Genomic DNA, 26,046 nt, shown 5'->3' with positions numbered 1-26,046 from the left:
AGGTATGATTCTTGCGTTAATTTCCCTCTGTGGGGCGCCGTTCAAACCACGGTGTAGTGAATATGCGCATGAACATTTTTATTGTGACCTGCGGGGTTGCTGTGGTCGCGCTCGGTTTCGCGTTGGCGTTCCTTGAAGGAGCGCATCAGGCGTATGAACATGCTGAAAATAGAGCGATTACGCACGAACGCTAGGCGATAGCGCCAAAGCGGCCTAACGTGCCATCATGTTCCGTCTGTGGCTATATGCAGTTTTGGCGGTGTTTCTATGCGCATCGCCGTTGATGGCGCAAAGCCCCGGCGCTGCGGAGGCTTTCCAGCACCTGCTGGATGGTGAATATGCAACGGCTTATGAGAAGGCGTCGCCGCTCGCCGATGCGGGCGACGCCGACGCGCAACATCTCCTCGGTTACCTTTATGAGAACGGGCTTGGCGTAGAGGCTGATATTCAGCGTGCTGTCGATCTTTATCATGATGCTGCGACTGCTGGTCATCCTGACGCGCAATTCGCGCTAGGTGAGCTTGCTCTGGCTGGCGAGGGCGTTCAGCGAAATGCGAAAACCGCCGCAGGCTGGTACAAGCTTTCTGCGCGGCAGGGGCATGCGCGCGCGAAGCTTCGGCTCGGGGTGATGCATGCTGACGGCGACGGACTGGCGCAGGATAGTGCTAGGGCCATTTCTTATTTTCGTGAGGCGGCGGAGGCGAACGAGCCGGAGGCGCAACGCAATCTGGCGATCGCTTATTTATCGGGCGACGGTGTTGAAAAAAATATTCAGGACGCGGCCGTCTGGTTCAGAAAGGCCGCAGAGGCCGATGATCCTGTGTCCCACTATAATCTGGCATTGATGAAAAATTCCGGCACGATTGCCAGAGAAGGCTTATCGGCGGCTGATCATATGCGTGCGGCAGCGGAAGCGGGGTTCCCGCCTGCGCTGGTCGGGCTTGGCCTGATGCTCCATGACGGCGCAGTTGAAATCGAGGGCGTTCACCCGGCGGATTTATTTCAACGGGCGGCGGACGCAGGCGATCCCCAGGGCATGTTCCTCTATGCAGTAGCGCTATCTGAAGGCGACGGGCGCGAAAAAGACGCCGCCGCTGCTCTTGAGCAATTGGAATGGTTATTGGCTGCGCCTGATTCGCTTGACCCCGCGCTGTTGAACAACGCCGAGCGCCTGAAAAAGCGACTGCGCCGCCGGCGTTGATTCACGTTTTGTTTCCATTCCTGTGGAACGGCCCTATGCTCGCGTCATGAGCGCAGTGATTCGCATTTTGGGCGTTGATCCCGGCTCAGCCGCTACCGGCTGGGGCGTTGTCGATTGCGCCGGAACCCGGCTTTTATACGTGGCGTCGGGCGTCATCCGCACGAAGCGGGGCGCCGCGCACCCGGAAAAGCTTGGAAGCATTTTCGAAGGCCTCAAAAAAGTCATCGGCGATTATTCGCCAGGAGAGGCGGCGGTTGAGGAAACATTTGTCAACGCCAGTCCCCGCGATGCGCTGGTGCTGGGTCAGGCGCGCGGCGTTGCGCTGCTCGCCCCGTCGCTCATCGGATTGCCAGTTGCCGAATATGCGGCGAATTCAGTGAAAAAGTCTGTCGTCGGCAAGGGGCATGCGGACAAAAATCAGGTTCAGGCCATGGTGAAAGTGCTGCTGCCAAAGTGCGGCGAACTGGCGAGCGACGAGGCGGACGCGCTCGCGGTCGCCATCTGTCATGCGCATCATGGCGCCGCCCGGAGCATTTTCCAGCAAAGTGGAAGCCGGTTTGCGCCAGAAAATGCGACAAAACAAAAACGCAGACGGTTGGAGGCGTCATAGATGATCGGCAGGCTGAAAGGTTCAGTAGTCTCAATTTCTGAGGATACCGCGCTGATTGATGTGAACGGCGTCGGCTATGAGATCTACGCCGCCCCGCGCGTGTTGCAGGATATGGGAGTGGGTGAGGATGCAACGCTCTCCATCGAAACGCTGGTGCGCGAGGATCTGATCCGGCTTTACGGGTTTCCGTCGGAGAATGAACGTCAGGCATTCCGTCTGCTGCAAAGCGTGCAAGGGGTTGGCGCCAAGCACGCCCTCGCCATGCTGCAGGTATTAACGCCTTCCGAACTTTATGACGCCGTAACGGCGGAGGATGTGACGGCCATTTCCCGCGCGCACGGCGTCGGTAAAAAACTTGCGCAACGCATTGTCACTGAATTGCAATCGAAAGCAGGCGCCCTTGCTGGATCGACCGGCGAGGTGATCGCCATGGCGGCGCGCAAGAAAGCCGCAGGCGTCGCGCCATCGGATCTTTCACTTAGCGCAAAGGCTGACGCTGTCTCGGCTCTCGCCAATCTCGGCTATGAAGGGATAGAGGCGCGCCGAGCCGTCGCTCGCGCGGCCGAAGCAATGGACGAGCCGGGCGTCGAAGCGCTGATCAAGGCGGCGCTGAAAGAACTGGCGGCGGCGTGAAACGGAGGAAAAATCAGAGCGCTTAGGAATTATTCTCCGCTTTGTTTTTGTAGAGATGATTTTGCTTCCGCAAAAAGTTTGCGACGCGATTTAAAATACCTAGAAGCAAAGTCCGCATGACCTTAGCGTTTTGATGAAGCTGAATTTTGGAGATGCAAATGAGTAGAAGAAAACGCGGTCGGCCGACTGGCTCAGGAATTGATGATAGTGCAACTTTAGAAAAAGTTGCCCAGCTAGTATATCAGAATCCTAAGCTAAAATTTGCAACGGCTGCTAAACAGCTCGGCATATTTGACGATAGTGTTATTCGACGTGTGCGCGAGAAATGGAAAAAGCAGAAGCCGATATTGCTGAACGCGGCAAAGGCCAAAGCAGAAAATGTAAGGTCCTCTGATATGTCATATGGCACCGCGCAGAGGCAACGGTTCGATTCCAATTTCTCTGGGCTGAGTGAAGCTTTGAATTTTTTTCGCGCAAGCGCGAATCCATTGGATCAAGTTCGAGCGCTGGGTGGCGGCGCAACCTTGGCCGAGCATGCTAAGGTTTTTCTCGGATATGACTGCGAAATGGTACGGATATCAAAACTGGTAGAAATGGAGGTAAACTCTCAAAAAAAATTAGCACAGTTAGCTGATCCCTATCATCTTACGCGCGATTCTGTCGAAGCAGTATGTGGAGTGAGTAGCCTGCATCGTTTAGCGCGTGAAATTTTCGATTTGAATCGCTGATATGGCTGAGCCTGCTTACGATAATGATCGGTTGATTGACGGTGAACGAAAGACCGAAGACGCTGACGCTGCGCTGCGTCCCAAGCGCCTTGATGATTTTGTTGGTCAGCCGAGTGCGAAAGATAATCTGCGCGTTTTTGTGCAGGCGGCGAAGGCTCGTTCGGAAGCGCTCGATCACGTTCTCTTTCACGGGCCGCCGGGGCTCGGCAAGACGACGCTGGCGCAGATTGTCGCCAATGAACTCGGCGTTAATTTCCGCGCCACGTCCGGTCCGGCGATTACCAAGCCCGGCGACCTTGCGGCTCTGCTCACCAACCTCGAAGCGGGCGATGTTCTCTTCATCGATGAAATTCATCGTCTGTCGCCAGCGGTGGAGGAAGTGCTCTACCCGGCGATGGAGGATTACGCCCTCGATCTCATCATTGGCGAGGGGCCGGCGGCGCGTTCGGTGCGCATCGACCTGCCGCGCTTCACGCTGATCGGCGCTACGACGCGCTCAGGGCTGCTCGCCAAGCCGCTGCTTGATCGGTTCGGCATCCCGGTACGGCTCGATTTTTATTCCGAGAAAGACCTTGCGCGTATCATCGTGCGCGGGGCGATGCTGTTGTCCGCTGATATGTCCGCCGACGGCGCCGCAGAAATTGCGCGCCGCGCGCGCGGCACGCCTCGTGTCGCTGGACGCCTTTTAAGACGCGTGCGCGATGTGGCGACGGTGGAGAACGCCGGCTGCATCGACGCCAAGGTTGCAGACAAAGCCTTGCGTCGACTTGAAATCGACGGCCTCGGCCTCGATCCGCTCGACCGGCGCTATCTTCGTCTGATTGCGGAGCATTTCGGCGGCGGCCCCGTGGGCGTTGAAACCCTTGCGGCGGCCTTGGCGGAAGCGCGCGACGCGGTGGAAGACGTCATCGAACCTTTCCTGCTCCAACAGGGTCTCATCCAGCGCACGCCCCGTGGCCGCGTTCTGTCCAAAAGCGCTTGGACCCATTTGGGACTGCCGGCGCCTAAGGACGGTGCTGATGATTTGTTCGACTAAGCTTCAAAAGTCACCCCGTTCATCCCGGCTTTCGCGGGGTTAGCGGTTTAACAAAGTTGGTCATCGAATAGTGACGAATTCAGACTAATCTCTCACCGCAAATCGGGGAGGCGCGCCATGGGCGGATCGATTTTTCTGACACTGTTTTTCGGGCTGTTTCTGGCCGTCGGGATCGGCATTCTCGGGTTTGGTCTGCATTCGCTCAACATGTCGCACAAAGCGCAAAACTGGCCGACAACGCCCGGAACAATCCTTTCATCGGACTTCACGTCAAGCACTGACAGCGAGGGCAGTACGACATACCGCACCGATGTGCGTTACACCTACAACGCCAATGGGCGCGAGATTGAGGGCAAGAAAATCGCATTTGGTTATGCGGGCTCGTCCAGTCATGGCTTTCATCGCGATATTCATGACGCCCTGCCTTCGGGAGCGCAGGTTGCTGTGCGCTACGATCCGTCAAAGCCGGAACGTGCGGTGCTTTCTTTCGGCGTCAACCAGTCCATCAAGTTCCTTTTAATTTTTGGTGCGGTGTGGACCATGTTCACCCTCGGCATGATCGCCATGTTCTGGATGAGCGGTCAGGGCGCGACGACGCTGGTCGAGAATATGATTATCTATTCACGCTAACGCGCCGAACTCGCGCAGGTGTCCTTCGATGCGTTGGCGCAGATCATCCCTGGTTTTGTTATAGATATGGATGACCGCGTAGTTCTGAACGCCGGCGCCGTTTGCGATGAACAAATTGGCGTTATGCCACCAGTCATCCTGCGCCAGTTCAATCACGTTTTTTGTTTGCGAATGCATGACGCCAAAAACTGCTGATCCCTGATCGGCGATCACCGTTTCCATCTTTGAAGCCAGTACGTTGAATGCTTCGGGCGAGGCGCCGCGCGTGTCAAACACTTCGCCGCCCAGAGAACGGACGATGTCGGCAACGTCTTCTGACGGATAATCGCGCTGCGCCGCTTCGCTGACAGTATCGAAGCGGGCGAGATAAAGGATGGAGCCTTTCTTCGCCGGCGGCGGTGTCACGCCGAACTTGTTGCGATAGGCCGCAACTTCGTCCGGTCCCCAGTAATAACTCGGAACGCGCTTGCGGATAATACGCGCGTTATCAATTTGAAGCGGTTCATCTGCGATCACATAATTGACGCCCAGCGCTTCCACGTCGCGGATGACATATGACTTTGCCGCAAGAAATGAAGGCAGGATCAGGGGTTCGATGATGTTTTCGGTCGTGACAAGCGAGAGAACATAGTCTCCGACCCAATCACCATAAGTGTAAGGCGTTTCAGTTTCGATCAGCGTGCCTTTGCTGATCTTCTTTGCATTTACGTTGCGCGGCGTGGTGAAAATCTCCGCCGTCGAAGGCGGGCGGATCGAATATTGCGCTACATATTTTCCGTTGGAGACTGCTAGCCCCGAAGGGGTGTAGAGTACACTCTCCACGTCAAGATATTCCGGGCGCGGATGCTTGTAGACGAGCCGGTGCTGGATGGTGCGGTCGCCCGACACCGGAACCGCGTCAGCCTGGATAATCTCCCGCTCTTGCGCAGCCGGGCGCCGCCACAGCCCGGCGTTGGCAAGGGCGTTTTGCAAGGGCCGCGCGACCATAACCCGCGCACGCACCAGCGGGTGGCGCCAATCGAGATTGCCAAGGACTTTCATGGGCGACTTGCTACGGCGCCTTTTCCTTGCAGCGCAAGCGCGACTGCCGCCAATATGGGGCATGACAGAGCAACGCACACACCTTTTGACAGTCCGCATCTATTACGAAGACACGGATTTTTCCGGCGTCGTTTATCATGCGGCTTATCTCAAGTTTTTTGAACGTGGCCGAACGGAGGCCTTGAGGGCGGTGGGCGTTAATCATTCAGACATGCTCGAGCGCGAGGAGCCGCTCGCCTTTGCGGTCCGCAAGATGACGACGGAATGGATCGCGCCGGCGAAAATTGACGATCTGCTTGAGGTGCGCACCCGTTTTCTGGAGGCGAAAGGCGCGCGCATGTTCCTCGCTCAGGAGATATGGCGGGAGAAAATCCTGATCGCGCGCGCTGAGGTTGAGGCGGCGTGCATGAGCCTCTCGGGGCGCCCGCGCCGCCTTCCTGGTGAAATAATTGACCGCTTCGGAAAGAGCGCCAAATCCCGTGAAAGCCGTTAAGCTTTTGTTAAGCCGGGATTAAACTTTCGCAATCCGGCCGGTAAGTCTTTTCAAAGCCGCGTAAATGCCCAATTTCCCGCCCAAAGGGGATTAAAAGCTAATCCGTTCGGTGTTAACCATGAAAACGCCCGGCGCGGGGCTTTAAGCGCGCATTAGAGTCGTTTGTGTCGAATTTGGCGAAATGCCTGTCGCTGCGAATGTTGGTTAGGTTTTAAAAGTCCCGCTCCCGTCGGCGGAAAGTATCAGGGGATACAAAAGATAATGGAAACAGAAGTCGTAAGCGCCGCTTCAGGGATTGGAGCCGATTTCAGCCTCTGGAGCTTGTTTCTGCGCGCCGACCCGGTGGTGAAAACAGTCATGGGCATTCTTGTGATCTCGTCGATCTGGTCCTGGGCGGTCATCATCGACAAATCGCTGACCTTTGGCCGGCTGAAGTCGAAGTCCAACAAGTTTGAAGATCAGTTCTGGTCAGGAAAGCCGCTTGACGAGCTTTATCGCAAAATGCGCGATCGTCAGGACCATCCGATGGCGCGTGTCTTTGCCGCCGCCATGGAAGAATGGAGTTCATCCAAGGGCGGCGCCTCTGGCGCGCTGGCGGTTTCGGCGCGCGACCGCATCGATAAGATTTTGAATGTTTCCGTCTCGCGCGAGCTTGAAAAAGCGGAAAGCAATCTCGGTGTTCTGGCGACTGTTGGCTCTGCGGCGCCGTTTGTCGGTCTGCTCGGTACGGTCTGGGGCATCATGAACGCGTTTCAGGCTATTGCGCTGACGAAAGACACCAACCTCGCCGTTGTGGCGCCGGGCATCGCCGAAGCGCTGTTTGCTACGGCGCTTGGTCTTCTCGCTGCGATCCCGGCGGTGGTTGGCTACAACCGCTATTCTTCGGCGCTCAACTCCTACGCTGTGCGCCTGCAGGGTTTTGCTGACGAATTCTCAGCCATCCTCTCACGCCAGCTTGATGAGAGGGCGCGCTAATGGGCGCTAATCTCAATCCCGGCGGCGGGCGTCATCGTCCCGGCCGCACGCGGCACATGGCGGAAATCAACGTCACGCCTTTCGTGGACGTCATGCTGGTGCTGCTGATCGTTTTTATGGTGGCTGCGCCGCTGTTGACGGTCGGCGTTTCCGTCGACCTGCCTGAAACGGCTGCGAACCCGATCCAGGATACAGGCGAGCCGTTGACAGTTACGGTTTCCGCTGACGGTACGATATTCGTTCAGGAAACGGCGGTTGAATACGAAAATCTCGTGCCGCATCTCGAGGCGGTGGCGGTCGCAGGGTACGATCAGCGGATTTTCATTCGCGGCGATCAGAACAGAGCCTATGGCGATGTCGTGCGCGTCATGGGGCGAATTAACGCTGCAGGGTTTCGGCGCATCGGTCTGGTGACCGATCCCGAGCTGCAGTGACGCATACGGACGGTTTGTAAACTAAGGTCCCCAGGTTCATGCGTTTTGGCGTTCTTGCTTCGGTTCTGTTTCACATCGCGATTGTCAGCGTTGTGTATCTTGACCTGTTGCCGTTCAGCGTGCGCCCGACATTTGAGTCCGAGCCCTATGTGCCGTTGGAGCTCATCCGCGAAGCCGAGCTTGACTTGAAAACGAGTGTTCCCGCAGCGCGGCCAGAGCCTGAGGAAGAAGAGATCGAGGAACCTGACTTGCCGGACCCGGAAGAAGAGCCGCCCGCGCCAGTAGAAGAGCGGGTTGCGCGGGCTGAGCCAGCGGCACCGCCTGAGCCAGAGGAAGTGGTTGTAGAAAAAGCAGCCGATCCGATTGATGAGACGCCAGATACGCAGCCTGAGGAACGACAGGAGCCGCCCAAAGAGACGCCTGCTGTCACACCCCAGCAGAATGCTGAACTCGATTTGGACGCTCTTTCGCAACTGATTGACAAAGAAAAAGAGAACGAAAACACGCAACGCTCAAGTGACGCGCCTTCTCAAACTGTTGAAACAGCCGATCAGGCGCGCCGCGCTGTTGGTGCGGGCGACCGCCTGACCGCCAGCAATGAAGCGAAGCTGAAGGCGGCGCTAAAAGACTGTTGGAATACAAGCGCCATCATCGGCGCGCCGGAACCGGAAAAACTGATCGTGACGATTGAGTTCGAGCTTAATCGCGATGGTTCGCTAGTTTCTCGGCCGCGCGTGGCGAATGCAATGCAAATCAATCTATCGGGCAACAGATTCTGGAAAGTGGCGGAACGCGAAGCGATCAGCGCAATTGTGAAATGCGCACCTTATGATTTCCTGCCGGAAGACCGATATGAGACATGGAAAGACTTCACCTTCCATTTCAATCCGAGCGATATGGTTGGGTTTTAAGTTGAAAAATTTCAGGGGGCCTGAAAGAGAGTAGCGACATGAAAAAGATTTTGACAATTCTCCTGACGGTTTTCATCGCTGGCTTGGCGAATCCTGCATTTGCGCGGGTAGAGATCGACATCACGCAAGGCAATGTCGATCCGATGCCGATTGCGGTGCCGGACTTCCTTGGCGCCGCGGCGGAAACAACCGGCCTCGGCCGCGACATCACAGGCGTGATTATGAACGACCTGGACCGGTCCGGGCTGTTTCAGGTGATCGACCAACGCGCCTATATCGAAAAGCCGGACAGCGTGAATGTTCGCCCGCGTTTTGCCGACTGGCGCATCATTAATGCGCAAGTGCTGGTGGTGGGTGAGGTCGAGGAGCTTCCCGATGGCCGCATTCAGGTCGCAACTCGCGTCTGGGACGTTTATTCCGATGAACAGCTCGCCGCTGTCGCCTTCAAAACGCCTGCCGACAACTGGCGCCGTGCGGCGCACAAGGTTTCGGACTTTGTTTATAAAGCGCTGACGGGCGAGGAAGGGTATTTTGATACCCGTGTTGTGTTCGTTCATGAAACGGGACCGAAAGAAAACAAGACCAAGCGATTGATGATCATGGATCAGGATGGCGCCAATCCGATTCCGCTGACAGACGGCCTTGGCTATCAGGTGCTGACGCCGCGCTTCTCTCCGACCCAGCAACAGATCACCTACATGGCGTTGTTCGATAATCGCCCGGGTCAGGTTTACCTGTTCAACATCGAGACGGGCGAGCAGGAGCAGCTTGGAACGTTCCGGGGCATGACTTTCGCCCCACGCTTTTCGCCAGACGGGCGCCAGGTGATCATGTCTATGGAGCGGAACGGCAATTCCGACGTCTTCAAGATGGATTTGTCGACGCGCCAGCTTACGCGCCTGACCAGCAACGTCGCGATCGATACGTCGCCGACTATGTCGCCTGACGGGCGCCGGATTGCGTTCACCTCCGACCGCGGCGGATCGCAGCAGATTTATGTGATGAACGCTGACGGTTCCGATCAAAAGAGAATTACGTTCGGCCAGGGGCAGTATCAGACTCCGGTCTGGAGCCCCCGCGGAGACTTGATCGCCTTTACCCGTTCCTATCAGGGGCGCTTTTATATCGGCGTTATTCGGCCGGACGGCAGCGGCGAACGTCTGTTGACGGAAAGCTTTCTTGAGGAAGGCCCCACCTGGTCGCCTAATGGCCGCGTGCTGATGTTTTATCGCCAGACGCCGACCCGTCGGGACGGCTCAGGCGGCGATACATCGCTCTGGTCAGTGGATTTGACGGGCAGAAATTTGCGGCGCGTGCGAACCCCTGGCGATGCTTCTGACCCCGCCTGGTCGCCGTTATTGCCCTAAACCCCTCGAACTTGGGAGAAAATTCGAACGGATCGTAACTGAAATTTCATTTTCCCGCCGGAACAGTCGTTCTTGATTGCTGGCGCGTGTCTCGCTACGATTCATACATTGGTTAAATTTTGGGATTTAACCGATACCGATTTGTAAGGCGGGGGAAATAATAATTCCGCAGTGTTTGTACGCCCGCAGGCGTTGCGGAGAAACGAAACGACAGAGGCTGAGAAGTGGGGGCGGTCCCGCCGGCCGGACAGAACAGTTTGACGATTTGAAACCGCAAACTGGGGAAGTGGAGCAAAGAGCTATGAATAAAATGATGAAAATCGCGGGGGTTTTTGCGTCGGTGGCGCTGCTTTCCGCATGTGCAAGCAATAACAACCCGGATATCGACACGACTGCCGGCGCTGACACCAATGCTGGCGCACAGCCAGTCGGACCAGTTCCGGGAAGTCAGGCTGACCTTGAGAACTCTGCGGGACACCGCGTTTTCTTCGCCTATGATCAGTACACGCTGACGCCGCAGGCGCAATCAACGCTTGCCAAGCAGGCTGCATGGCTGAAGGAATATCCTGAAGCGCGCGTTATGGTCGCTGGGAACTGCGACGAGCGCGGCACGCGTGAATACAACCTCGCTCTCGGCGCACGCCGCGCGGAAGCAGCGAAATCCTATCTCGTAAGCCTCGGCGTTGATGCTTCACGCATTACAACCGTTTCTTACGGTAAAGAGCGCCCGATTGATCCGCGTTCGACCGAAGCGGCCTGGTCGCTCAACCGGAATTCGACAACGACTCTTCAGAGCGTTGGCGCTTAAGACCTGCTGAGTTGAATTCGATTTTGCGAAGGCGCGTCCGTCGTTATTACCGGCTGACGCGCCTTTTCTTATGAATTCGCAACTATCCGGGGCGTTTTTTCGCCTTAGTTTCGTGCCATAATAGACTTGTGTGATATGGGTTTGTAATAGGCGCGGTCGGAAAGTCCGGCGTTGATATTGGAAGCGTCAAAGTAAAGGTGATCTCATGAAAAGCGTTCGAGCAGGCATTATCGCAGCCATCAGCGTCTTGGTGCTGTCGGGTCCCGCCGCTGCAGGAACCAAAGATGACGTACGCGCGCTGCAGGCGCAAATGGCGGAAGTGCAACAGGCCATGGCTGGTCATCGCGCCGCGCTGGTCAGGATTTCCGAGCTTGAGCGGCAAAATCAACTCCTGACCGGGCGTGTGGAAGAACTCACCTATGAGCTTGAACAAGCAACGCGGCGGTTGGACGCTATCACCGCTGCGCTGTCTGGCGACGCGAACGCTGCCGGTGTGGCGGCCTTTTCGGATTTCGATTCGGCGCCCTCCTCGTCAGGGCCGATGGATTTGATGGGCCGGCCTTCAAGCGCTGACGATCCGATAGCGGATCAAATTTCAGAACAAACGGCGGAACCTGCGGGTGCGGCGCCAAGCGATGTGTCGCTTCCTCTCGATCCGAACGCTGCGTTTGATTATGCGTCAGGGTTTATTCTTTCTGGCGATTATCAGCGCGCCAAAGCGGCGTTCAGCCTTTATGTCGAGGCGTTTCCTAACCATCAGCGCACCCCGGATGCGCAATTCCGGCTTGGTGAAATTCATCTTGCGCTTGAAGAAAACGCAGCAGCAGCAGACGCCTTTATTCAGCATATCCGCAAATATCCAGATAATGGCCGGTCAGCAGAGGCCTATTTGAAACTTGGCACTGCGTTCGCACGGCTGGATAAGCCGAGCGAGGCTTGCACCGTCTTTAAAACGATGAAGGCTAAACATCCGAATGCGCCTGATGCTGTCATGCAGCGCGCGGACCTTGAAATGGCCCGCATCGAGTGCAATTAGGATGAAGCGCTGACGTTCGGAAGCCTTACCGAAGAAGCATTTGCTGCGCAATTGAAGGCGCTTTCCCCGCCGCGACGGCTAGCGGTGGCGGTTTCCGGCGGGCGCGATTCTGTTGCTCTTCTTTTGCTCTGCGCGGCCTATGCCCGACAGAACGGATCAGAAATCACGGCGTATACAGTCGACCATGGACTTCGTCCGGCTTCTGCGGGTGAAGCGTCGCGTGTCGGCGGCTGGTGCGAACCGTTCGGCATTAAGCACGTCATTTTGCTCTGGAAAGGCGAAAAACCCAATACGGGCGTGCAAGCAGCAGCGCGTGAAGCGCGGTACTCATTGTTGATTGAAGCGGCCCAGGCTGACGGTTGCGAAGCATTGCTGACAGCTCATACGGCGGATGATCAAGCCGAGACTGTATTCATGCGTCTCGCCCGTGGCGCTGGCGTTGCTGGCCTTTCGGCGATTCCGAAAGAAAGCTTCTTTGCCGCGGGCGCCGGCGAGCCCTTACGTGTGTTGCGACCGTTGTTGGAATTTACACGCAAAGACGTCACATCGTTTCTTGAAAAACAGGGACAGAGCTTCGTTGACGATCCGTCTAATGACGACCCGGCGTTCGAGCGAGTGCGGGTGCGCGCCCTGTTGGCTGCGCTCGAAGAGCAAGAGTTTGTATCGATCGAAAAACTCTGCATGACAGCGGACAAGTTGGCTCTTGCCGATGCGGTGCTATGCGCGCAGGAGGATTCCTTATTCGATGCGCTCGGCGGCTGTTTTCATTCCTGGGGCGGCGTTTCCGTTTCGGATTGGCAAGCTGGACGCGCCGCGAGCGGATTAGCCAGAAGGATCATCCATGCCGTCGGCGGAGGTGAATACCCGCCCGGCGAAGACAAGGCCGCCGCCGCCGTTTTTCAGGCGGCTAACACAGGCTCAGCCACACTAGCAGGGGCTTTGGTCAAAAAATGGAATGGCCGGCTCTGGTTTTTCCGCGAGCCGTCGGCGTTGACGGGAAGGGAAGGCGTGCCGGCTTTGAGCCCGGCTCCAGTCACAAAACCGCGAGTGTGGGATCGGCGCTTTATTGTCGAAAGGCAAAGCGCGACCTCGATTGCCGTGGGACCGATGGGGGAAATGGCGGCGGAATTCCTGGGCCCCCGTACTGGACTGTTCCAGGGCCCGCGAGAGGCGCTGTCCAGCCTGCCCGGCATATATGCCGCAGGTAAGTTGATTGGCGCGCCTGCACTCCCATTTATGGGACGCAGCGCGGCTTCAGCGCGGTGCCTTGTAACGGAACGCTATCAGGGCGGAATTGTTAGATTTTCGTGAGGAAGCAGCAAAAATACGCCTCAGGTGATGGCGCTGGCATTTCTTAACGCCTATCTACTAGTTTGAAGCATAAATGCGAGCGCTAAGTGCGCAGCAGGAACAATCAATAGGCCGAACGGCCAAAGGTAAGTCGAATGAACGGACGTAATCTTCTCATCTGGGGTCTAGTCCTCATCTTTTTTGTCGTGGCCCTGCAATTGTTCGACTTAAACACGCCCGGACCACAGCCTACACAGCTTAATTATTCAGACTTCATCCAGCGCGTTGAAGCTGGCGAAATCAGCTCGGCGGCTGTTTCCAAAGGCGAGGTGACCGGCGAGTTTTCGAGTGGCGGTGAATATGTCACCAACATTCCGGAAGACGGGCAGACGGCAATTGCCGACAAGCTGGATCAGGCGGGCGTAAATACCAAGATTGAGAAGGAAGACGAGCTGCCGTTGTTATTGCAACTGTTGTTCAACATACTGCCGCTTCTGATTTTCCTTGCCTTCTTTTTCTTTGTCATGCGTCAGATGCAGGGTGCTGGCGGCAAGGCCATGGGTTTTGGCAAGTCGCGCGCAAAACTGCTGACTGAGCGTCAGGGTCGCGTCACCTTCGATGACGTCGCCGGCATCGACGAAGCTAAAGAAGAACTCGAAGAGATTGTCGAGTATCTTAAAGACCCGATGAAGTTTCAGCGACTTGGCGGTAAGATTCCGAAGGGCGCATTGCTGGTTGGTCCGCCGGGGACAGGTAAAACCTTGCTTGCGCGTGCAATCGCCGGTGAAGCAAACGTGCCGTTCTTCACGATTTCTGGTTCCGACTTTGTGGAAATGTTTGTCGGCGTTGGCGCAAGCCGTGTGCGCGATATGTTTGAGCAGGCGAAAAAAAATGCGCCGTGCATCATCTTTATTGACGAAATCGACGCGGTGGGCCGTCATCGGGGTGCCGGTCTCGGCGGCGGCAATGACGAACGCGAGCAGACGTTGAACCAGCTTCTCGTTGAAATGGACGGGTTTGAAGCGAATGAAGGCATTATTCTGGTCGCGGCGACGAACCGTCCGGACGTGCTAGACCCGGCGCTGTTGCGCCCAGGCCGTTTTGACAGGCAAGTCGTCGTGCCGAACCCGGATGTTGTCGGTCGGGAGAAAATTTTGAATGTCCACGCCAAGAAAGTGCCGCTGGCGCCGGATGTGAATATTCGCACGATCGCACGCGGGACGCCCGGCTTTTCCGGCGCCGATCTGGCAAACCTTGTTAACGAAGCGGCGCTGTTGGCGGCGCGGCGCGGCAAACGGTTTGTCACGGCCAAGGAATTTGATGACGCAAAAGATAAAGTCATGATGGGCGCAGAACGGCGTTCCATGGTCATGACGGAAGAAGAAAAAATGCTGACCGCCTATCATGAGGCGGGGCATGCGTTGGTTGCTATTGACGTGCCTGGGAATGACCCCGTGCATAAGGCGACGATTATCCCGCGTGGCCGCGCATTAGGCATGGTTCAGTCTTTGCCGGAACGTGACCGCTATTCCATGACGCTTGAGCAAATGAAGGCTCGCATCGCCATGGCCATGGGCGGGCGCGTCGCTGAGGAGCTGAAATTCGGCAAGGAAAAGGTAACATCAGGCGCCTCGTCCGATATTGAGCATGCCACGAAAATTGCTCGTGCGATGGTGACGCAATATGGATTGTCTGAAAAGCTCGGGCCGATTGCCTACGCCGAAGATGAAGGCGAAGTGTTCCTTGGGCAGAGTATTGCCAGGAGCAAGTCGATTTCCGGAGATACAGCGAAGCTCATAGAAGATGAGATCAAGCGTTTCGTTCAAGAAGGTTTTGATAGAGCCAAGCAGGTGCTGACGGATCGTCGCGACGACTGGGAGGCATTGGCGCAGGCGTTGCTGGAATTCGAAACTCTCTCGGGTGAAGAAATCCTGAAACTCTTCAAAGGCGAGAAAATCGAGCGTGAAGACCCGCTCGATCCAAAAGATCATACGCCGCCGTCATCGGTGCCTTCATCGGGCGCTCCTGCTGGAGGTAAGAAAAACGATGACGATACAGGCGGGATGGAACCCAGCCCACAGGGGGCTTAGCTCTGATGCGCCGGCGTCCGCAACGCTAATGCGGACGCCGGGCGTCAAGGCGATGCGCTAGCGGCCAAGCGTAATCTGCGACTGGTCTTCCATGGCGCCGGCCCACGCCCATCCACCAAAGGTTTCTGAAACTGCGATCATGACCTCGTTGTCTCCTTTTTTAAGGTCGAGGCCAACGCGGTCGAAAAACCCGACTGTGCCAAGAAAGCGGTAATCTCGCACGGTCCAGCCAGCATCGCCGAAATATACGCGTTTTCCGTTGAGATAGATGCGAACGCGATCAGAGTACCCGAACGTTAGTTCTTTCATCTGTTTGCTGTCCGAATTTATGTCGAGACGAACAAAAACCGTATTCTCATCCCGTGTTCTGCCTGAAAGGCGCGCCAAATTAGCAATACCGTTTGTTTCTACCTCAAGGTCGCGCCATTCAAGCGTTGCTGGTGTTTTCTGAGGCAACGTTAGGGCATCGGCGACCTCTGCTTCGGCAAATGGCGCTGACACGCTCCAGGATGAGATTAAGCCTTCAGGAAGCGGTGCCGTGTCTTTTGCTGCGCCAACGATACCCTCATCGTCACGCAGCGGGCGGAAAACGAGATTAGAAAGCCGGGCTTCCGCGCCGTCAAATCCGCTAGAACGATGTCCCACTGTTCCGGACCTGATGTCGGTCTTCAGATCTGGAACGTGCAGTTGTGGCGTATCGCTGTTGAAATAAAATTCAGCCATGTCGCCTTTCACGACGATTTTGACGTGGTTCCACGCGCCAAACTTTAACTTGATCGGCGCTATGGCGTTTTCGTCAGAAAATATTTGCCAAGCCGACAGACCATTTTCGACAGGCGTATATTGAACGGCGTCTGGTTTTTCGGACAGATGGGTGCGGAAATAAAACTCCTCAAAGCGCGAGTCATTTTCGGCGCGAAACATCGGGCCGATAAATGCCGTACCTTCGTCAAAGGCGACATCGAACTCTATGACGCCATCCTCAAACACCATATCGTCAAGCCAGATACGACCACCCGCCAGCACGAGAGCGTCGCGATCAAGGTATCGCTCAATGACGGCCTTTTGCGCTTCAACCCGCCAGGACTTTCCTTCGAAAGTGATGCGTTCAGCGGCTGATTCTTCCTGTGCGTGCGTCAGGGCTGGCGCTAGACATAACAACATAATGGAAATGAATGTTCGCATTGATAGCTCCGCGTAAGGGTGCTGTTATCCACCCGTGAACTACGGAAATTGCGATAGGCTAAAGGCTATGTATTGCAAAAACCGGACAGCGGAGTTTGGCTGACAAGCGTCCGCCGCTCGGCATGAAACGCCTTTGGGGTCATGCCGATCTCAGCCTGAAAACTGTTGATCATATGCGGCTGATCATGAAAGCCGGCGTCAGCCGCCACCGCTGCCCAATCAGGCTTCGCCATTTTTTCGGCTGCTAGCGCGGCGGCGGTGATCTTTAGATATCTAGCATAGGTTTTTGGTCTGCATCCCACATGGTCGATAAAACGCCGTCGTAAATTTCTCTCGCTCACGTCAAGTTTCGACGCGATATCACGAAACATGATCTTCCCTTCGGACTGGCGCATCCATTCTGCTGTTGCGGCTTCGGGGCCTGTTGGAATTTTTCTTGATGCAGCCAAGTTTAAGATATCCGATTTGACAGCGATGAGAACATCAGACGCTTCCGCGAACTCGGCGCACTTCAGCGCATTTGCAAAAAACGGCATGAGTTCAAGAGGGGCATTGGTAGTCGACAACCCGCCATAATCCTGGGGGGCGATGTTGAATACGGCGGCGCTAAACTCCGGTTTGAGCCGAAACGCGATAAGTTCTTCTCGGGCTTCAGGAGTATACTGACCGGTTTTGTAGTAAGGACCGCAGACCACCAGCTCAACGCTTTCGAGGGCGTTCGTCACGGTACGCCGTCGCCGGATAGCAATACTTGGTTCGCCATGGGGTAACAATTTGTGGCTTGCCGGGGAATTCGCGTCAGCAATGCTGATCCACGCAAGATCTACTGGAAGCGATGGCGATGCGGCCAGCCGCCATGCCAAATACTGGCCCAAAACATGATAAGGCCTGCCTTGATCAAGATGGGTGCTTGAATCGCGTACCATTGAATAAACTTACTCAAAAGTAAGAGTAATTGCAGGCTGTTTGTCGTTAAGGCGGTTGTATATCGCGGCGGATGGAAACGGTAATGAAGAAGAACTGGCGGATTATGGGGGTCGTCAACATAACCCCTGATTCATTCTCGGATGGCGGCTTGTTCTATGATGTCGATAGTGCTGCGGCTCATGCGCTGAAGCTTGCGGACGAAGGCGCAGATATTTTGGATGTTGGCGGAGAGTCGACGCGCCCCGGCGCAAAAATCGTACCTGAATATACCGAGCGCAGCCGTGTTATTCCTGTCATTGAAAAGCTAATCGAAACGACAAATGCTGTAATTTCTATCGATACCCGCAAACCCGGGATCGCGCGAGAAGCGGTCAAGGCCGGCGCTTCTATATGGAACGACGTCTCCGCTCTCACCTACGCACCAGACAGTCTTGAAACGGCGGCGGATCTTTCCTGTGAAATTGTCCTCATGCATGCGCAAGGCGACCCGGAAATAATGCAGGACAATCCTGCCTACGGGGATGTTGTTGAAACCGTATATGCTTATCTCGCCGGACGTATCGAGGCATGTGTAAATGCTGGCATAGACGAGAAGCGTCTGATCATCGATCCGGGGATCGGGTTTGGCAAGACGCTCGACCATAATCTTGCTCTGTTCGCTAATCTCGACCGTTTCACAAAGCTCGGTCCGCCTGTCTTGCTTGGCGCTTCACGCAAACGGTTTATTGCAGCGGTGGACAAGGAAGGCGCCGCCGCTGATCGTGTCGGCGGTTCGATCGCGGCAGTGATCGCCGGGCTGAACCAGGGCGTATCCATATTCCGGGTGCATGACGTCGCAGCAACCAGGCAGGCGCTGGCGGTAGCGTCCGCGATCGGCTAAAGCCTTATTAATTCCGTATTTATCCTGTTAAGGCATTGGCGAGCCTCGTATGCTAGGCTTGGGTTAAGCATCTTTAAGGAGTTTGAACCCCATGCGGGGCGATGATCAGATGAGCGGCAAGCGCGAAATTTTTGGAACGGATGGTGTTCGCGGCCTCGCAAACGCGGGCGCCATGACTCCGGAGAGCATGTTGCGTCTTGGCATGGCGGTCGGCCGCGTTTTCAAGAATGGCGCGCATCGTCATCGCGTGGTGATCGGCAAGGATACGCGCCTCTCCGGTTATATGATCGAACCGGCGCTGACCGCTGGTTTTGCTTCCTCCGGCATGGACGTTTTTCTGCTTGGGCCGCTGCCGACCCCGGCCATGGCGATGCTGACAAGGTCGTTGCGAGCCGATCTGGGCGTGATGATCTCTGCTTCGCATAATCCGTACCATGACAACGGCGTGAAATTTTTTGGCCCGGATGGTTTCAAACTCTCGGATGAAACCGAGCTGGAAATCGAACGGCTGATGAAGACGAGCCCCGATACAGGCCGTGCGATGTCAGCGGACTTGGGTCGTGTCAAACGCGTTGATGATGCTGGCGCTCGCTACATCGAATTTGCAAAGGCGGCGTTTTCGCGGCGCATATCTCTTGATGGCGTTAGAATTGTTATCGATTGCGCCAATGGTGCTGGCTATAAGGTCGCGCCAACGGTGTTGTGGGAGCTTGGCGCTGAAGTTAAAGCCATTGGCATTGAGCCAAATGGATTCAACATTAATCAGAATATCGGTTCTACCAATCCCAAAAAGATGCAGGACGCCGTGCGCGAGTACCGCGCTGATATAGGCATAGCACTGGACGGTGATGCAGATCGTGTCATCATTTGCGATGAAAAAGGGCGCCTGATTGATGGCGATCAGGTGCTGGCGCTCATTGCAAAAGCCTGGAAGAAAGACGGCGTTCTTAAAGGCGGCGGCATCGTATCGACCGTTATGGCGAATATGGGACTCGGCAAATTTCTTGAAGGCGAAGGGTTATCCCTGGAACGCACGAAAGTCGGCGATCGCTATGTAGTTGAGGAAATGCGCGCCAAAGGCATGAATGTTGGCGGCGAACCCTCCGGGCATGTGGTGCTTAGCGACTACGGCACAACTGGCGATGGCCTTGTGACGGCTTTACAGGTCCTGTCCGTTGTGGCGTCTGAGGGGAATAAAGTCAGCGATGTATGCCACAACTTCGAGCCGTTCCCGCAACTGTTAAAGAATGTGCGTTTTTCTCATGGCGATCCGTTAGGGAATGCCGACGTGAAGGCGGCCATCAAAGCAGGCGAAACAAAGCTCGGAAAGACGGGCCGCCTTGTGATCCGGAAATCCGGTACGGAACCTTTGATCCGCGTCATGGGCGAAGGTGAAAATGAGGCTGTGGTGAGTGCTGTTGTCAGCGATATCGTCTCTGCAGTTGAAAAAGCAGCTCAATAATAAAGCCCGCCGGCAAACTACGCATGCCGGCGGGCGTTCACGCATCAATACTGAGCGAATTGCTAGGCGACGATACGAACCTGCGCTCTGCGTGAACAATTGCGGTTAGCGATGCGGCGCATCCGCTTGTAGGGAACATAGCGGGCCTGTGGGCCGCGAGCATCTACCGTGCAGCGAAGTCGCGGGCCGCCCCGGGTGCGGATAACTTCTTCAACGAGAACAATGCGCGCACGATAGCGGGTGTTGAATGTCTGTCGCTTCACTACACGTGCACGATCACCGCGATAACCATTCCGACGGCCACGGTCGTAATGGCGCCCACGACGGTCGTACCGGTCGTCATATCTGCTATCGCCGAACGTAATCGAAAAACTGACTCCGGAATCCCGATAAGGGCCGGCGCGCGAATATCGGTCGCCAGGGTAGTAGTCGTAATAGTCGGCAGCGTGGCTGCGGTGGTCGTGATCATGCGCGCAATGCGCCGGTTTGGCCCACGCAGCGCTTGCGCCAAGCGCTGCCGCCCCGAGAATGGCAGCGATCATGGTTTTGAAAATCGTTTTCATTTGGCTCTCCGTGCTTGCCCCAGCCGGATTTCCATGACTGTGAATATGGCGGCAGAATGCGGCGAGAATGGCGCGGTTTCTGGTCCAAAAGCCGCCATATTTGATGATTGTGCTCAACAGGCTGTGATGTTGTCGATCACATCGCTTGAGCTGGAGATTGCGCGCGCGCTGCAAATCACTTTAGTGATTCGGTATGGCCTACGCAGATGGCGAAATTTCAGAATCAACGAGTGCGAGCGCCCCTTCGCTAGAGCAGTGTGGGCTGGCTGCGGCGGTTGATCTTGTGGGCGATCGCTGGACGCTGCTGATTATTCGTTCCGCACTTTACGGCGTGACGCGTTTTGACGAGCTGCATTCAGGTCTCGGTTTGCCGCGCACGGTGCTTTCGAACCGTTTGAAAAAGCTTGTGGAAAGCGATCTGATGCGAAAGCGTCCTTACAAGCAAAATGGCCAGCGCACGCGCCATCAGTATGTCTTGACGTCGAAAGGCGTCGATCTCGCTTTGCCGCTCATAGCTTTAATGCAGTGGGGCGAGAAGCATATGCTCAATGCGCCAAGCAATACGTCACTTGTCGAGCGTGGCGCCGGCGCACCGTTGCACGCCGGGCTTATCAGCGAGGACGGCAGGCCTGTGGACCTGCAACATGCTCAGTTCCGGATGGCCTCCTAACTGTCGTCAGGTTGCATCACCAGTTGCGCCTCGCCATCCGATGTTTTTGCAGACGTTATTCCGGCCTTGTTAATGACTGCTGTGATGCGCGAACGGTAAGCAGAAAAGCTGTCAAATTTCACCACGTCAACGGGATCGTCAAATTTCACACTTACCTGCAGAAATTCACCAGTCATAGTGCGGGCCGCAACAATTTCGCCGTGGAAAGATTGGCCTAAATATCGGCCTTTCACCCGATCGCCGAGTTGAAACCACCTTTCCGCAGGGCGGTTTCCAGCCGCAGCAAAGAGCGTGTTCCAGTCGCGAAACCCATATTGCTTTGCAATGAGTTCCAGGCTTTCGCTGTGTGTGAGGAAATCTCCGTCTTCATCAAGGCCTTTGCGCAGGCGTTTTGCCTGCTGTTTTAGGATATCAATGGATGGAAAGGGCGTATTGGGTGCAGTCATGGCAAGCCTCATCTTTCGCCATGCGGGTTAATTTGATGGGGCTCGCATTGCCATCGATCCGCATGCCGCATACGCGGGCTGACCAAAGCAAATAAATTGAAGGTCTTCACCAAAAGCTATTGCTCGCGAGCGGCTGGGGCCTTCACCCAGAACGCTCAATAAGCGTCCGGTGTCTTGACTGTCAACAAGTTATCGCCGGTCGCCCCGGCTTGAGGCCGCGACAAACGCCGCGACCAGAATTAGGAATATGCCAAAGCCAAACACCAGCCAGGACGAGTTAACATCTGCGCCCGCCCGGAACGCGGCGTCCGGGAAAAGCTGGATTGCAAGCGCAATCAGGCAGCAAAAAAGCCCTATCCAGATAAGATTATTCGTCGCCATTTTATGTTATCTCTCTCCGCGCCCGCCCGTAAAAGATGAGTGGCGGGATAGTTCTCGAATTTGTCCCTTGTTTGAAAAGACTGGGGCTTTTGAAAGTCCGTTTGAGGCGGAAAGCGAGCAGACATGAAAGGCCGTGTGCTTATCATCGCCGGGTCGGACCCTTCCGGCGGCGCCGGTATTCAGGCTGATATCAAAACCGTCACAGCGCTTGGCGGTTATGCGGCTACAGCGATTACCGCGCTTACGGTGCAAAACACAACAGGCGTCACGGCAGTCCACGGCGTCGCACCGGAAATTATCGCCGCGCAGATCGAAGCGGTGATGAATGACATAGGGGCAGACGCCATCAAGATCGGGATGATTGGCAGCATTGAAGCGGGGATGGCGATCCTTGATGGCCTGAAAAAAAGCGGTTGGGACTATGGAGGAGGTTTTCCCAAAGATTCGGCGCCGTTAGTTTTTGATCCGGTACTGGCAGCGACAAGCGGTCATAGTTTGGCAGAATCAGGATTGGTAGAATTTATTAAAGAACGGGTTTTCCCACATTCCTATGTCGTTACGCCAAATATAATTGAGGCAGAATGTATAACGGGAGTTTCAATCAGAGATACTCGCAAACAATTGCAGGCGGGTGAAGAGTGTTTACGTCTTGGTACGGAGGCTGCGCTTCTCAAAGGCGGGCATTTAGAAAAACCAGAGATTACCGATGTTTTGGTAACGCATGCAGGACATCATGAATTCTCTCATAGGAAGCTAGAAACAACCTCAACTCACGGCACCGGCTGCACGCTTGCATCAGCCATTGCGACAGGGTTGGCGCAAGGCATGGCGCTGAAAGAGGCAACGGCGCGGGCGATCGACTATGTTCATGAAGCGATCAGAACTGCGCCCGGTTATGGTTCCGGATGTGGGCCATTGAATCACGGTCATCCGCTTGAAGCCAGCAAGAATTCGTAGTCGTCCTATAAACCTTATCAGGATTATTGGTTTGTAAGTTTTCTTTTCAAGCACACATTAGCTGCTTCGAGAGTCCGGGAGAGATCTATGCGCGCATACGACTTTGAAACGTTCGATGTGTTCACGAAGGAGAAGTTTACAGGCAATCCGCTCGCTGTCGTGATGAGCGCCGAAGGGCTTTCCACGGAAGAAATGCAAACGATCACGCGCGAATTCAATCTTGCGGAGACATCGTTCGTGTTGCCGCCGGAGGATAGCGCTCATACAGCGCGCGTGCGCATATTCACACCCGGCTACGAAATGCCGTTTGCTGGTCATCCGACAGTAGGTACAGCGATTGCGATCGTCCGTTCTCGCAAGCTGTCCGGTGAGCTTTTACTTGAGCTTAACGCAGGGTTATTTCCGGTTCGCGTTGATACGGATGGAGATGCCGAATTCGCTGAATTTCAAAATCCGAATTTGCCTACAGAAACCGGTTTGGCGCCATCAGCGGATGCGATTGAGACAGCGCTTTCCTTGCCGTCCGGTTCTGTTGACCGTGGAAGCTTTAAACCGCGCAAGGTCGGCGCAGGCGTCAACTTCATTTACGTCAAGGCGCCGCTTGATGTGGTGCGCAGCGCACGTCTGAATAGCGCGGCCTATGAAGCCTTGGGGCTGGAAGAAACCGTTGGCGTTTATCTTTATGCGGAAGGTGGAGAGAGCGCAGATGCAGCGTATCATGCGCGCATGTTTGCGCCGGATGCGGGTATTTTTGAAGATCCCGCTACCGGTTCTGCAGCATGCGCGCTTCCCGGACACGTTGTGGTAAGCGAAACCCTTGCCGATGGTGAATATCGGTGGATTATCGAGCAAGGTTTTGAAATGGGCCGACCAAGCCGTATCGCTGCAACCGTTGCTGTGCAGGATGGCGCAGTTCGCTCTGTCAGGATCGGTGGCAACGCCGTTGCTGTGCAGAAGGGTCAGCTTTTTCTTTGAGCTTCCGACGTTGCCGCTGTTTCTGCTGCTGGCGAAAGCTCTCCGCCAGCGCTGATTTTTCGAAATGGCGAACGCTGGCTGACTGCAAGACCTGAAAAGATTATGGCCAGTGCCACGAAAACCGATGGGTCCAGACGCTCGTGATAAATGATCGCGCCCATAGCGACAGCCCAGAGCGGCGTGATGTAATTGCTTAATGCCATGAAGCCAGCGCCAACACGTCGAATAAGCATAATAATAAGGACGCCGTTTAATCCGGTTGGAAAAAGGCCGAGGCCGAGCACGCTGGCGATGCTCACGAGTGACCATTGATCGAATTTTGGATCAAACAACAACAGTGCAGGCGTAGCGGCAATAGCTGCAACCAGCATCATGCCGGAAGCGAATACCCGGGGACGGATTGGCGGGGCCATACGCGATAACACTGCGGATGCTGCGTAGAGCAGGGTCGCAAATAACAGCGCGCCCTGCGCCCGTAGATCACTGGATAATGCGCCTTTCAGGACATCCGGTCCCATCAGAATCAAGACGCCGATAAAGCCGAGCGCGAAACCGATTAGCTTTCTGCCAGTCAGTTTTTCATTGGCGAAGAAAAATGCGAGCGCCACCGTCCAGATCGGCATGAACGCCATGTAAACGCCGGCAAGACCGCTTTCGACATATTGCTGCGCCCACGGAAAAAGGAAAAAGGGAATCACATTGCCGACAACGCCAACAGCGATCATCCAGCGCCACGATTTGCGGATGCTAAGCTGGCCTCGTCTGCGCGTGAGAAACGGCGGATAGCGCCGCCCGGCTTGCCGCATAATAAGATAGAGAACTATCGCGCCGACCCAGAGCCGGCAGGCGGCGATGGCTGGCGGGGGCATGGTTTCGACAGCGCTTCGAATCATGACGAAAGATGACCCGCCAAACGCAACGATCAGTAGGAAAAGCATCCAGTCGAAAAGCGTCGCATCAGGCGGGTTGTGTCGATTCACATTCATAAATTGGCGCTATCCGCGCCGCGTTAACTAAGCAACATAAAGTTTTTGTTGCGGCGCAAAATTTTTGTTGACGTCATCGACAATCAAGGACACGATCAATGTGGGCCACGCTTCCCCAACGAAGCGCGACCCATCTGTGAGGATGGGAGTACATGATGACACAGAAACCAGGGGCGCTTCCGGCGCGCCCGACATTTTCATCTGGGCCGTGCGCAAAGCGACCCGGATGGTCTCCGGAAAATTTGAATCTATCGCCGCTTGGGCGATCGCACCGTTCTTCGATCGGCAAGGCGCGTTTGAAAGAAGCGATTGACCGTACGCGCGCTTTGCTTGGTGTGCCAGACGATTATCGCATCGGCATCGTGCCGGCGTCGGATACCGGCGCTGTCGAAATGGCCATGTGGTCGATGCTTGGCGCGCGGCCAGTGGACATGCTTGCCTGGGAAAGTTTTGGGCAAGGCTGGGTGACGGACGCTGTCAAACAGCTTGAGCTGGAAGCGCGGGTTCTTGAGGCGCCCTATGGCGAAATCGCTGACCTCGGCGCCGTCAACCCTGAACATGATGTGGTCTTTACCTGGAACGGCACCACCTCGGGCGTGCGCGTGCCGAACGCCGACTGGGTTGCAGCCGATCGTGAGGGCATCACCATCTGTGATGCGACATCGGCAATCTTCGCTCAACCGCTCGATTGGCTGAAGCTCGATGTGGTGACTTATTCCTGGCAAAAAGTTTTAGGTGGTGAGGGCGCTCATGGCGTGCTGATCCTCAGTCCGCGGGCTGTAGAGCGGCTCGAAACTTACGCGCCGCCGCGCCCCTTGCCAAAACTTTTCCGGCTCACGAAAGGCGGAAAGCTGAACGAAAGCATTTTCGAAGGCGCGACAATCAATACGCCATCCATGTTATGTGTCGAAGATTACATCGATGCGCTGACATGGGCTGATAGCCTAGGCGGGCTTGAGGCGTTGCATGGACGTGCTGACTCCAACGCCGCAATGCTTGGGGCGTGGGTTGAAAACACAGACTGGGTTGATTTCCTCTGTGCAGAACCGTCAATCCGGTCGAATACGTCAGTATGCCTCAAGATTGTTGATCCGGATGTTTTGCGCCTCGACGAGGCAGGGCAGCGGACGTTTGTGAAGTCCATGGAAAAATGTCTTGCCGCTGAAGGAGCCGCGTTCGACATAGGCAGCTATCGCGATGCGCCGCCGGGGCTTCGCATCTGGTGCGGCGCCACTGTCGAAACTTCGGACATAGAGATGCTTGGGCCATGGCTCGACTGGGCATTCGCCGAGGCAAAAGTCGAAATCTAACTGATCATTACAAATCAAATA

General features: G+C 55.6%; 29 protein-coding genes. 22 read left to right on the top strand and 7 right to left on the bottom strand.

Going from position 1 to position 26,046, the window contains the following annotated elements:
- Nucleotides 1-68: 68 nt before the first annotated feature.
- The 7 genes from PUV54_RS04225 to PUV54_RS04195 all read left to right on the top strand — a co-directional run bounded on the left by PUV54_RS04225 (nt 69) and on the right by PUV54_RS04195 (nt 4,838).
- Nucleotides 69-194 (top strand): hypothetical protein, encoded by a 126-nt coding sequence (locus PUV54_RS04225; RefSeq protein ID WP_274494320.1) that lies wholly within the window; start codon nt 69-71, stop codon nt 192-194.
- Between the two features lie 32 nt (nt 195-226).
- The gene (locus PUV54_RS04220) at nt 227-1,201 is read left to right on the top strand and encodes a tetratricopeptide repeat protein (protein WP_274494319.1); all 975 of its coding nucleotides are present in this window, start codon (nt 227-229) and stop codon (nt 1,199-1,201) included.
- A 46-nt stretch (nt 1,202-1,247) separates the two neighbouring features.
- Complete coding sequence (gene ruvC, locus PUV54_RS04215) at nt 1,248-1,811, top strand: crossover junction endodeoxyribonuclease RuvC (protein WP_274494318.1); 564 nt, start codon at nt 1,248-1,250, stop codon at nt 1,809-1,811.
- Complete coding sequence (gene ruvA, locus PUV54_RS04210; RefSeq protein ID WP_274494317.1) at nt 1,812-2,444, top strand: Holliday junction branch migration protein RuvA; 633 nt, start codon at nt 1,812-1,814, stop codon at nt 2,442-2,444.
- A 158-nt stretch (nt 2,445-2,602) separates the two neighbouring features.
- Nucleotides 2,603-3,172 carry a hypothetical protein gene (locus PUV54_RS04205; protein ID WP_274494316.1) on the top strand — a complete coding sequence of 190 codons (570 nt, stop codon included), beginning with the start codon at nt 2,603-2,605 and terminating at the stop codon, nt 3,170-3,172.
- Between the two features lies 1 nt (nt 3,173).
- Nucleotides 3,174-4,208: a Holliday junction branch migration DNA helicase RuvB gene (gene ruvB / locus PUV54_RS04200; protein WP_274494315.1), complete on the top strand. Its 1,035-nt coding sequence runs from the start codon at nt 3,174-3,176 to the stop codon at nt 4,206-4,208.
- Between the two features lie 117 nt (nt 4,209-4,325).
- A complete protein-coding gene (locus PUV54_RS04195) occupies nt 4,326-4,838 on the top strand; it encodes a DUF3592 domain-containing protein (RefSeq protein ID WP_274494314.1) in 513 nt (170 codons plus the stop codon).
- Here PUV54_RS04195 and PUV54_RS04190 read toward each other — a convergent pair.
- Entirely contained in the window at nt 4,830-5,879 is a 1,050-nt protein-coding gene (locus PUV54_RS04190; RefSeq protein ID WP_274494313.1) for a hypothetical protein, read from the bottom strand. The genes PUV54_RS04195 and PUV54_RS04190 overlap by 9 nt on opposite strands.
- On the opposite strand from PUV54_RS04190, the gene ybgC reads away from it, so the two are divergent.
- From ybgC to ftsH, 9 genes are all read left to right on the top strand, one after another.
- Nucleotides 5,878-6,372 carry a tol-pal system-associated acyl-CoA thioesterase gene (gene ybgC / locus PUV54_RS04185; protein ID WP_274494312.1) on the top strand — a complete coding sequence of 165 codons (495 nt, stop codon included), beginning with the start codon at nt 5,878-5,880 and terminating at the stop codon, nt 6,370-6,372. The genes PUV54_RS04190 and ybgC overlap by 2 nt on opposite strands.
- Before the next feature lie 261 nt (nt 6,373-6,633).
- A complete protein-coding gene (gene tolQ / locus PUV54_RS04180) occupies nt 6,634-7,347 on the top strand; it encodes a protein TolQ (protein ID WP_274494311.1) in 714 nt (237 codons plus the stop codon).
- Nucleotides 7,347-7,781, top strand: coding sequence for a protein TolR (tolR, locus tag PUV54_RS04175; RefSeq protein WP_274494310.1), 435 nt, complete (start codon nt 7,347-7,349; stop codon nt 7,779-7,781). The genes tolQ and tolR overlap by 1 nt, the downstream gene beginning before the upstream one ends.
- Before the next feature lie 38 nt (nt 7,782-7,819).
- Nucleotides 7,820-8,692: a hypothetical protein gene (locus tag PUV54_RS04170; protein ID WP_274494309.1), complete on the top strand. Its 873-nt coding sequence runs from the start codon at nt 7,820-7,822 to the stop codon at nt 8,690-8,692.
- 38 nt (nt 8,693-8,730) lie between these two features.
- Nucleotides 8,731-10,059 (top strand): Tol-Pal system beta propeller repeat protein TolB, encoded by a 1,329-nt coding sequence (tolB, locus tag PUV54_RS04165; RefSeq protein WP_274494308.1) that lies wholly within the window; start codon nt 8,731-8,733, stop codon nt 10,057-10,059.
- 310 nt (nt 10,060-10,369) lie between these two features.
- Complete coding sequence (pal, locus tag PUV54_RS04160) at nt 10,370-10,867, top strand: peptidoglycan-associated lipoprotein Pal (RefSeq protein WP_274494307.1); 498 nt, start codon at nt 10,370-10,372, stop codon at nt 10,865-10,867.
- A 205-nt stretch (nt 10,868-11,072) separates the two neighbouring features.
- Nucleotides 11,073-11,903 carry a tetratricopeptide repeat protein gene (locus tag PUV54_RS04155; protein ID WP_274494306.1) on the top strand — a complete coding sequence of 277 codons (831 nt, stop codon included), beginning with the start codon at nt 11,073-11,075 and terminating at the stop codon, nt 11,901-11,903.
- 51 nt (nt 11,904-11,954) lie between these two features.
- Nucleotides 11,955-13,214 carry a tRNA lysidine(34) synthetase TilS gene (tilS, locus tag PUV54_RS04150; RefSeq protein ID WP_274494305.1) on the top strand — a complete coding sequence of 420 codons (1,260 nt, stop codon included), beginning with the start codon at nt 11,955-11,957 and terminating at the stop codon, nt 13,212-13,214.
- Between the two features lie 134 nt (nt 13,215-13,348).
- Entirely contained in the window at nt 13,349-15,283 is a 1,935-nt protein-coding gene (ftsH, locus tag PUV54_RS04145) for an ATP-dependent zinc metalloprotease FtsH (RefSeq protein ID WP_274494304.1), read from the top strand.
- A gap of 57 nt (nt 15,284-15,340) precedes the next feature.
- Here ftsH and PUV54_RS04140 read toward each other — a convergent pair whose 3' ends face one another.
- Nucleotides 15,341-16,468, bottom strand: a complete 1,128-nt coding sequence (locus PUV54_RS04140; RefSeq protein WP_274494303.1) for a LamG domain-containing protein — start codon at nt 16,466-16,468, stop codon at nt 15,341-15,343.
- Between the two features lie 65 nt (nt 16,469-16,533).
- The gene (locus PUV54_RS04135; RefSeq protein WP_274494302.1) at nt 16,534-17,394 is read right to left on the bottom strand and encodes a helix-turn-helix domain-containing protein; all 861 of its coding nucleotides are present in this window, start codon (nt 17,392-17,394) and stop codon (nt 16,534-16,536) included.
- An 83-nt stretch (nt 17,395-17,477) separates the two neighbouring features.
- On the opposite strand from PUV54_RS04135, the gene folP reads away from it, so the two are divergent.
- Nucleotides 17,478-18,275, top strand: coding sequence for a dihydropteroate synthase (gene folP, locus PUV54_RS04130; RefSeq protein WP_274494301.1), 798 nt, complete (start codon nt 17,478-17,480; stop codon nt 18,273-18,275).
- A gap of 91 nt (nt 18,276-18,366) precedes the next feature.
- Nucleotides 18,367-19,737 carry a phosphoglucosamine mutase gene (glmM, locus tag PUV54_RS04125; RefSeq protein WP_274494300.1) on the top strand — a complete coding sequence of 457 codons (1,371 nt, stop codon included), beginning with the start codon at nt 18,367-18,369 and terminating at the stop codon, nt 19,735-19,737.
- A 62-nt stretch (nt 19,738-19,799) separates the two neighbouring features.
- Here glmM and PUV54_RS04120 read toward each other — a convergent pair whose 3' ends face one another.
- A complete protein-coding gene (locus PUV54_RS04120; protein WP_274494299.1) occupies nt 19,800-20,300 on the bottom strand; it encodes a hypothetical protein in 501 nt (166 codons plus the stop codon).
- A gap of 193 nt (nt 20,301-20,493) precedes the next feature.
- On the opposite strand from PUV54_RS04120, the gene PUV54_RS04115 reads away from it, so the two are divergent.
- Complete coding sequence (locus PUV54_RS04115; protein WP_274494298.1) at nt 20,494-20,970, top strand: winged helix-turn-helix transcriptional regulator; 477 nt, start codon at nt 20,494-20,496, stop codon at nt 20,968-20,970.
- Here the strand turns inward: PUV54_RS04115 and PUV54_RS04110 are convergent.
- Together PUV54_RS04110 and PUV54_RS04105 are read right to left on the bottom strand one after the other, a co-directional pair.
- The gene (locus PUV54_RS04110; protein ID WP_274494297.1) at nt 20,967-21,416 is read right to left on the bottom strand and encodes a glyoxalase superfamily protein; all 450 of its coding nucleotides are present in this window, start codon (nt 21,414-21,416) and stop codon (nt 20,967-20,969) included. The two genes, PUV54_RS04115 and PUV54_RS04110, sit on opposite strands and share 4 nt — an antisense overlap.
- Before the next feature lie 189 nt (nt 21,417-21,605).
- The gene (locus PUV54_RS04105) at nt 21,606-21,797 is read right to left on the bottom strand and encodes a hypothetical protein (RefSeq protein ID WP_274494296.1); all 192 of its coding nucleotides are present in this window, start codon (nt 21,795-21,797) and stop codon (nt 21,606-21,608) included.
- Between the two features lie 123 nt (nt 21,798-21,920).
- On the opposite strand from PUV54_RS04105, the gene thiD reads away from it, so the two are divergent.
- Both thiD and PUV54_RS04095 read left to right on the top strand, forming a co-directional pair.
- Entirely contained in the window at nt 21,921-22,754 is an 834-nt protein-coding gene (gene thiD, locus PUV54_RS04100) for a bifunctional hydroxymethylpyrimidine kinase/phosphomethylpyrimidine kinase (RefSeq protein WP_274494295.1), read from the top strand.
- A gap of 87 nt (nt 22,755-22,841) precedes the next feature.
- The gene (locus PUV54_RS04095; protein WP_274494294.1) at nt 22,842-23,729 is read left to right on the top strand and encodes a PhzF family phenazine biosynthesis protein; all 888 of its coding nucleotides are present in this window, start codon (nt 22,842-22,844) and stop codon (nt 23,727-23,729) included.
- Here PUV54_RS04095 and PUV54_RS04090 read toward each other — a convergent pair.
- Complete coding sequence (locus PUV54_RS04090; RefSeq protein ID WP_274494293.1) at nt 23,714-24,715, bottom strand: DMT family transporter; 1,002 nt, start codon at nt 24,713-24,715, stop codon at nt 23,714-23,716. The two genes, PUV54_RS04095 and PUV54_RS04090, sit on opposite strands and share 16 nt — an antisense overlap.
- Nucleotides 24,716-24,870: 155 nt before the next feature.
- On the opposite strand from PUV54_RS04090, the gene PUV54_RS04085 reads away from it, so the two are divergent.
- On the top strand, nt 24,871-26,025 hold the full coding sequence (locus PUV54_RS04085; protein ID WP_420797937.1) for a phosphoserine transaminase: 1,155 nt from the start codon (nt 24,871-24,873) through the stop codon (nt 26,023-26,025).
- Nucleotides 26,026-26,046 lie beyond the last annotated feature (21 nt).

This window comes from Hyphococcus flavus (assembly GCF_028748065.1).
Classification (GTDB): Bacteria; Pseudomonadota; Alphaproteobacteria; order Caulobacterales; family Parvularculaceae; genus Hyphococcus; species Hyphococcus flavus.
Note: the sequence above shows the minus strand (reverse complement) of the source record. Positions and strands in the feature narration are given on the sequence as shown.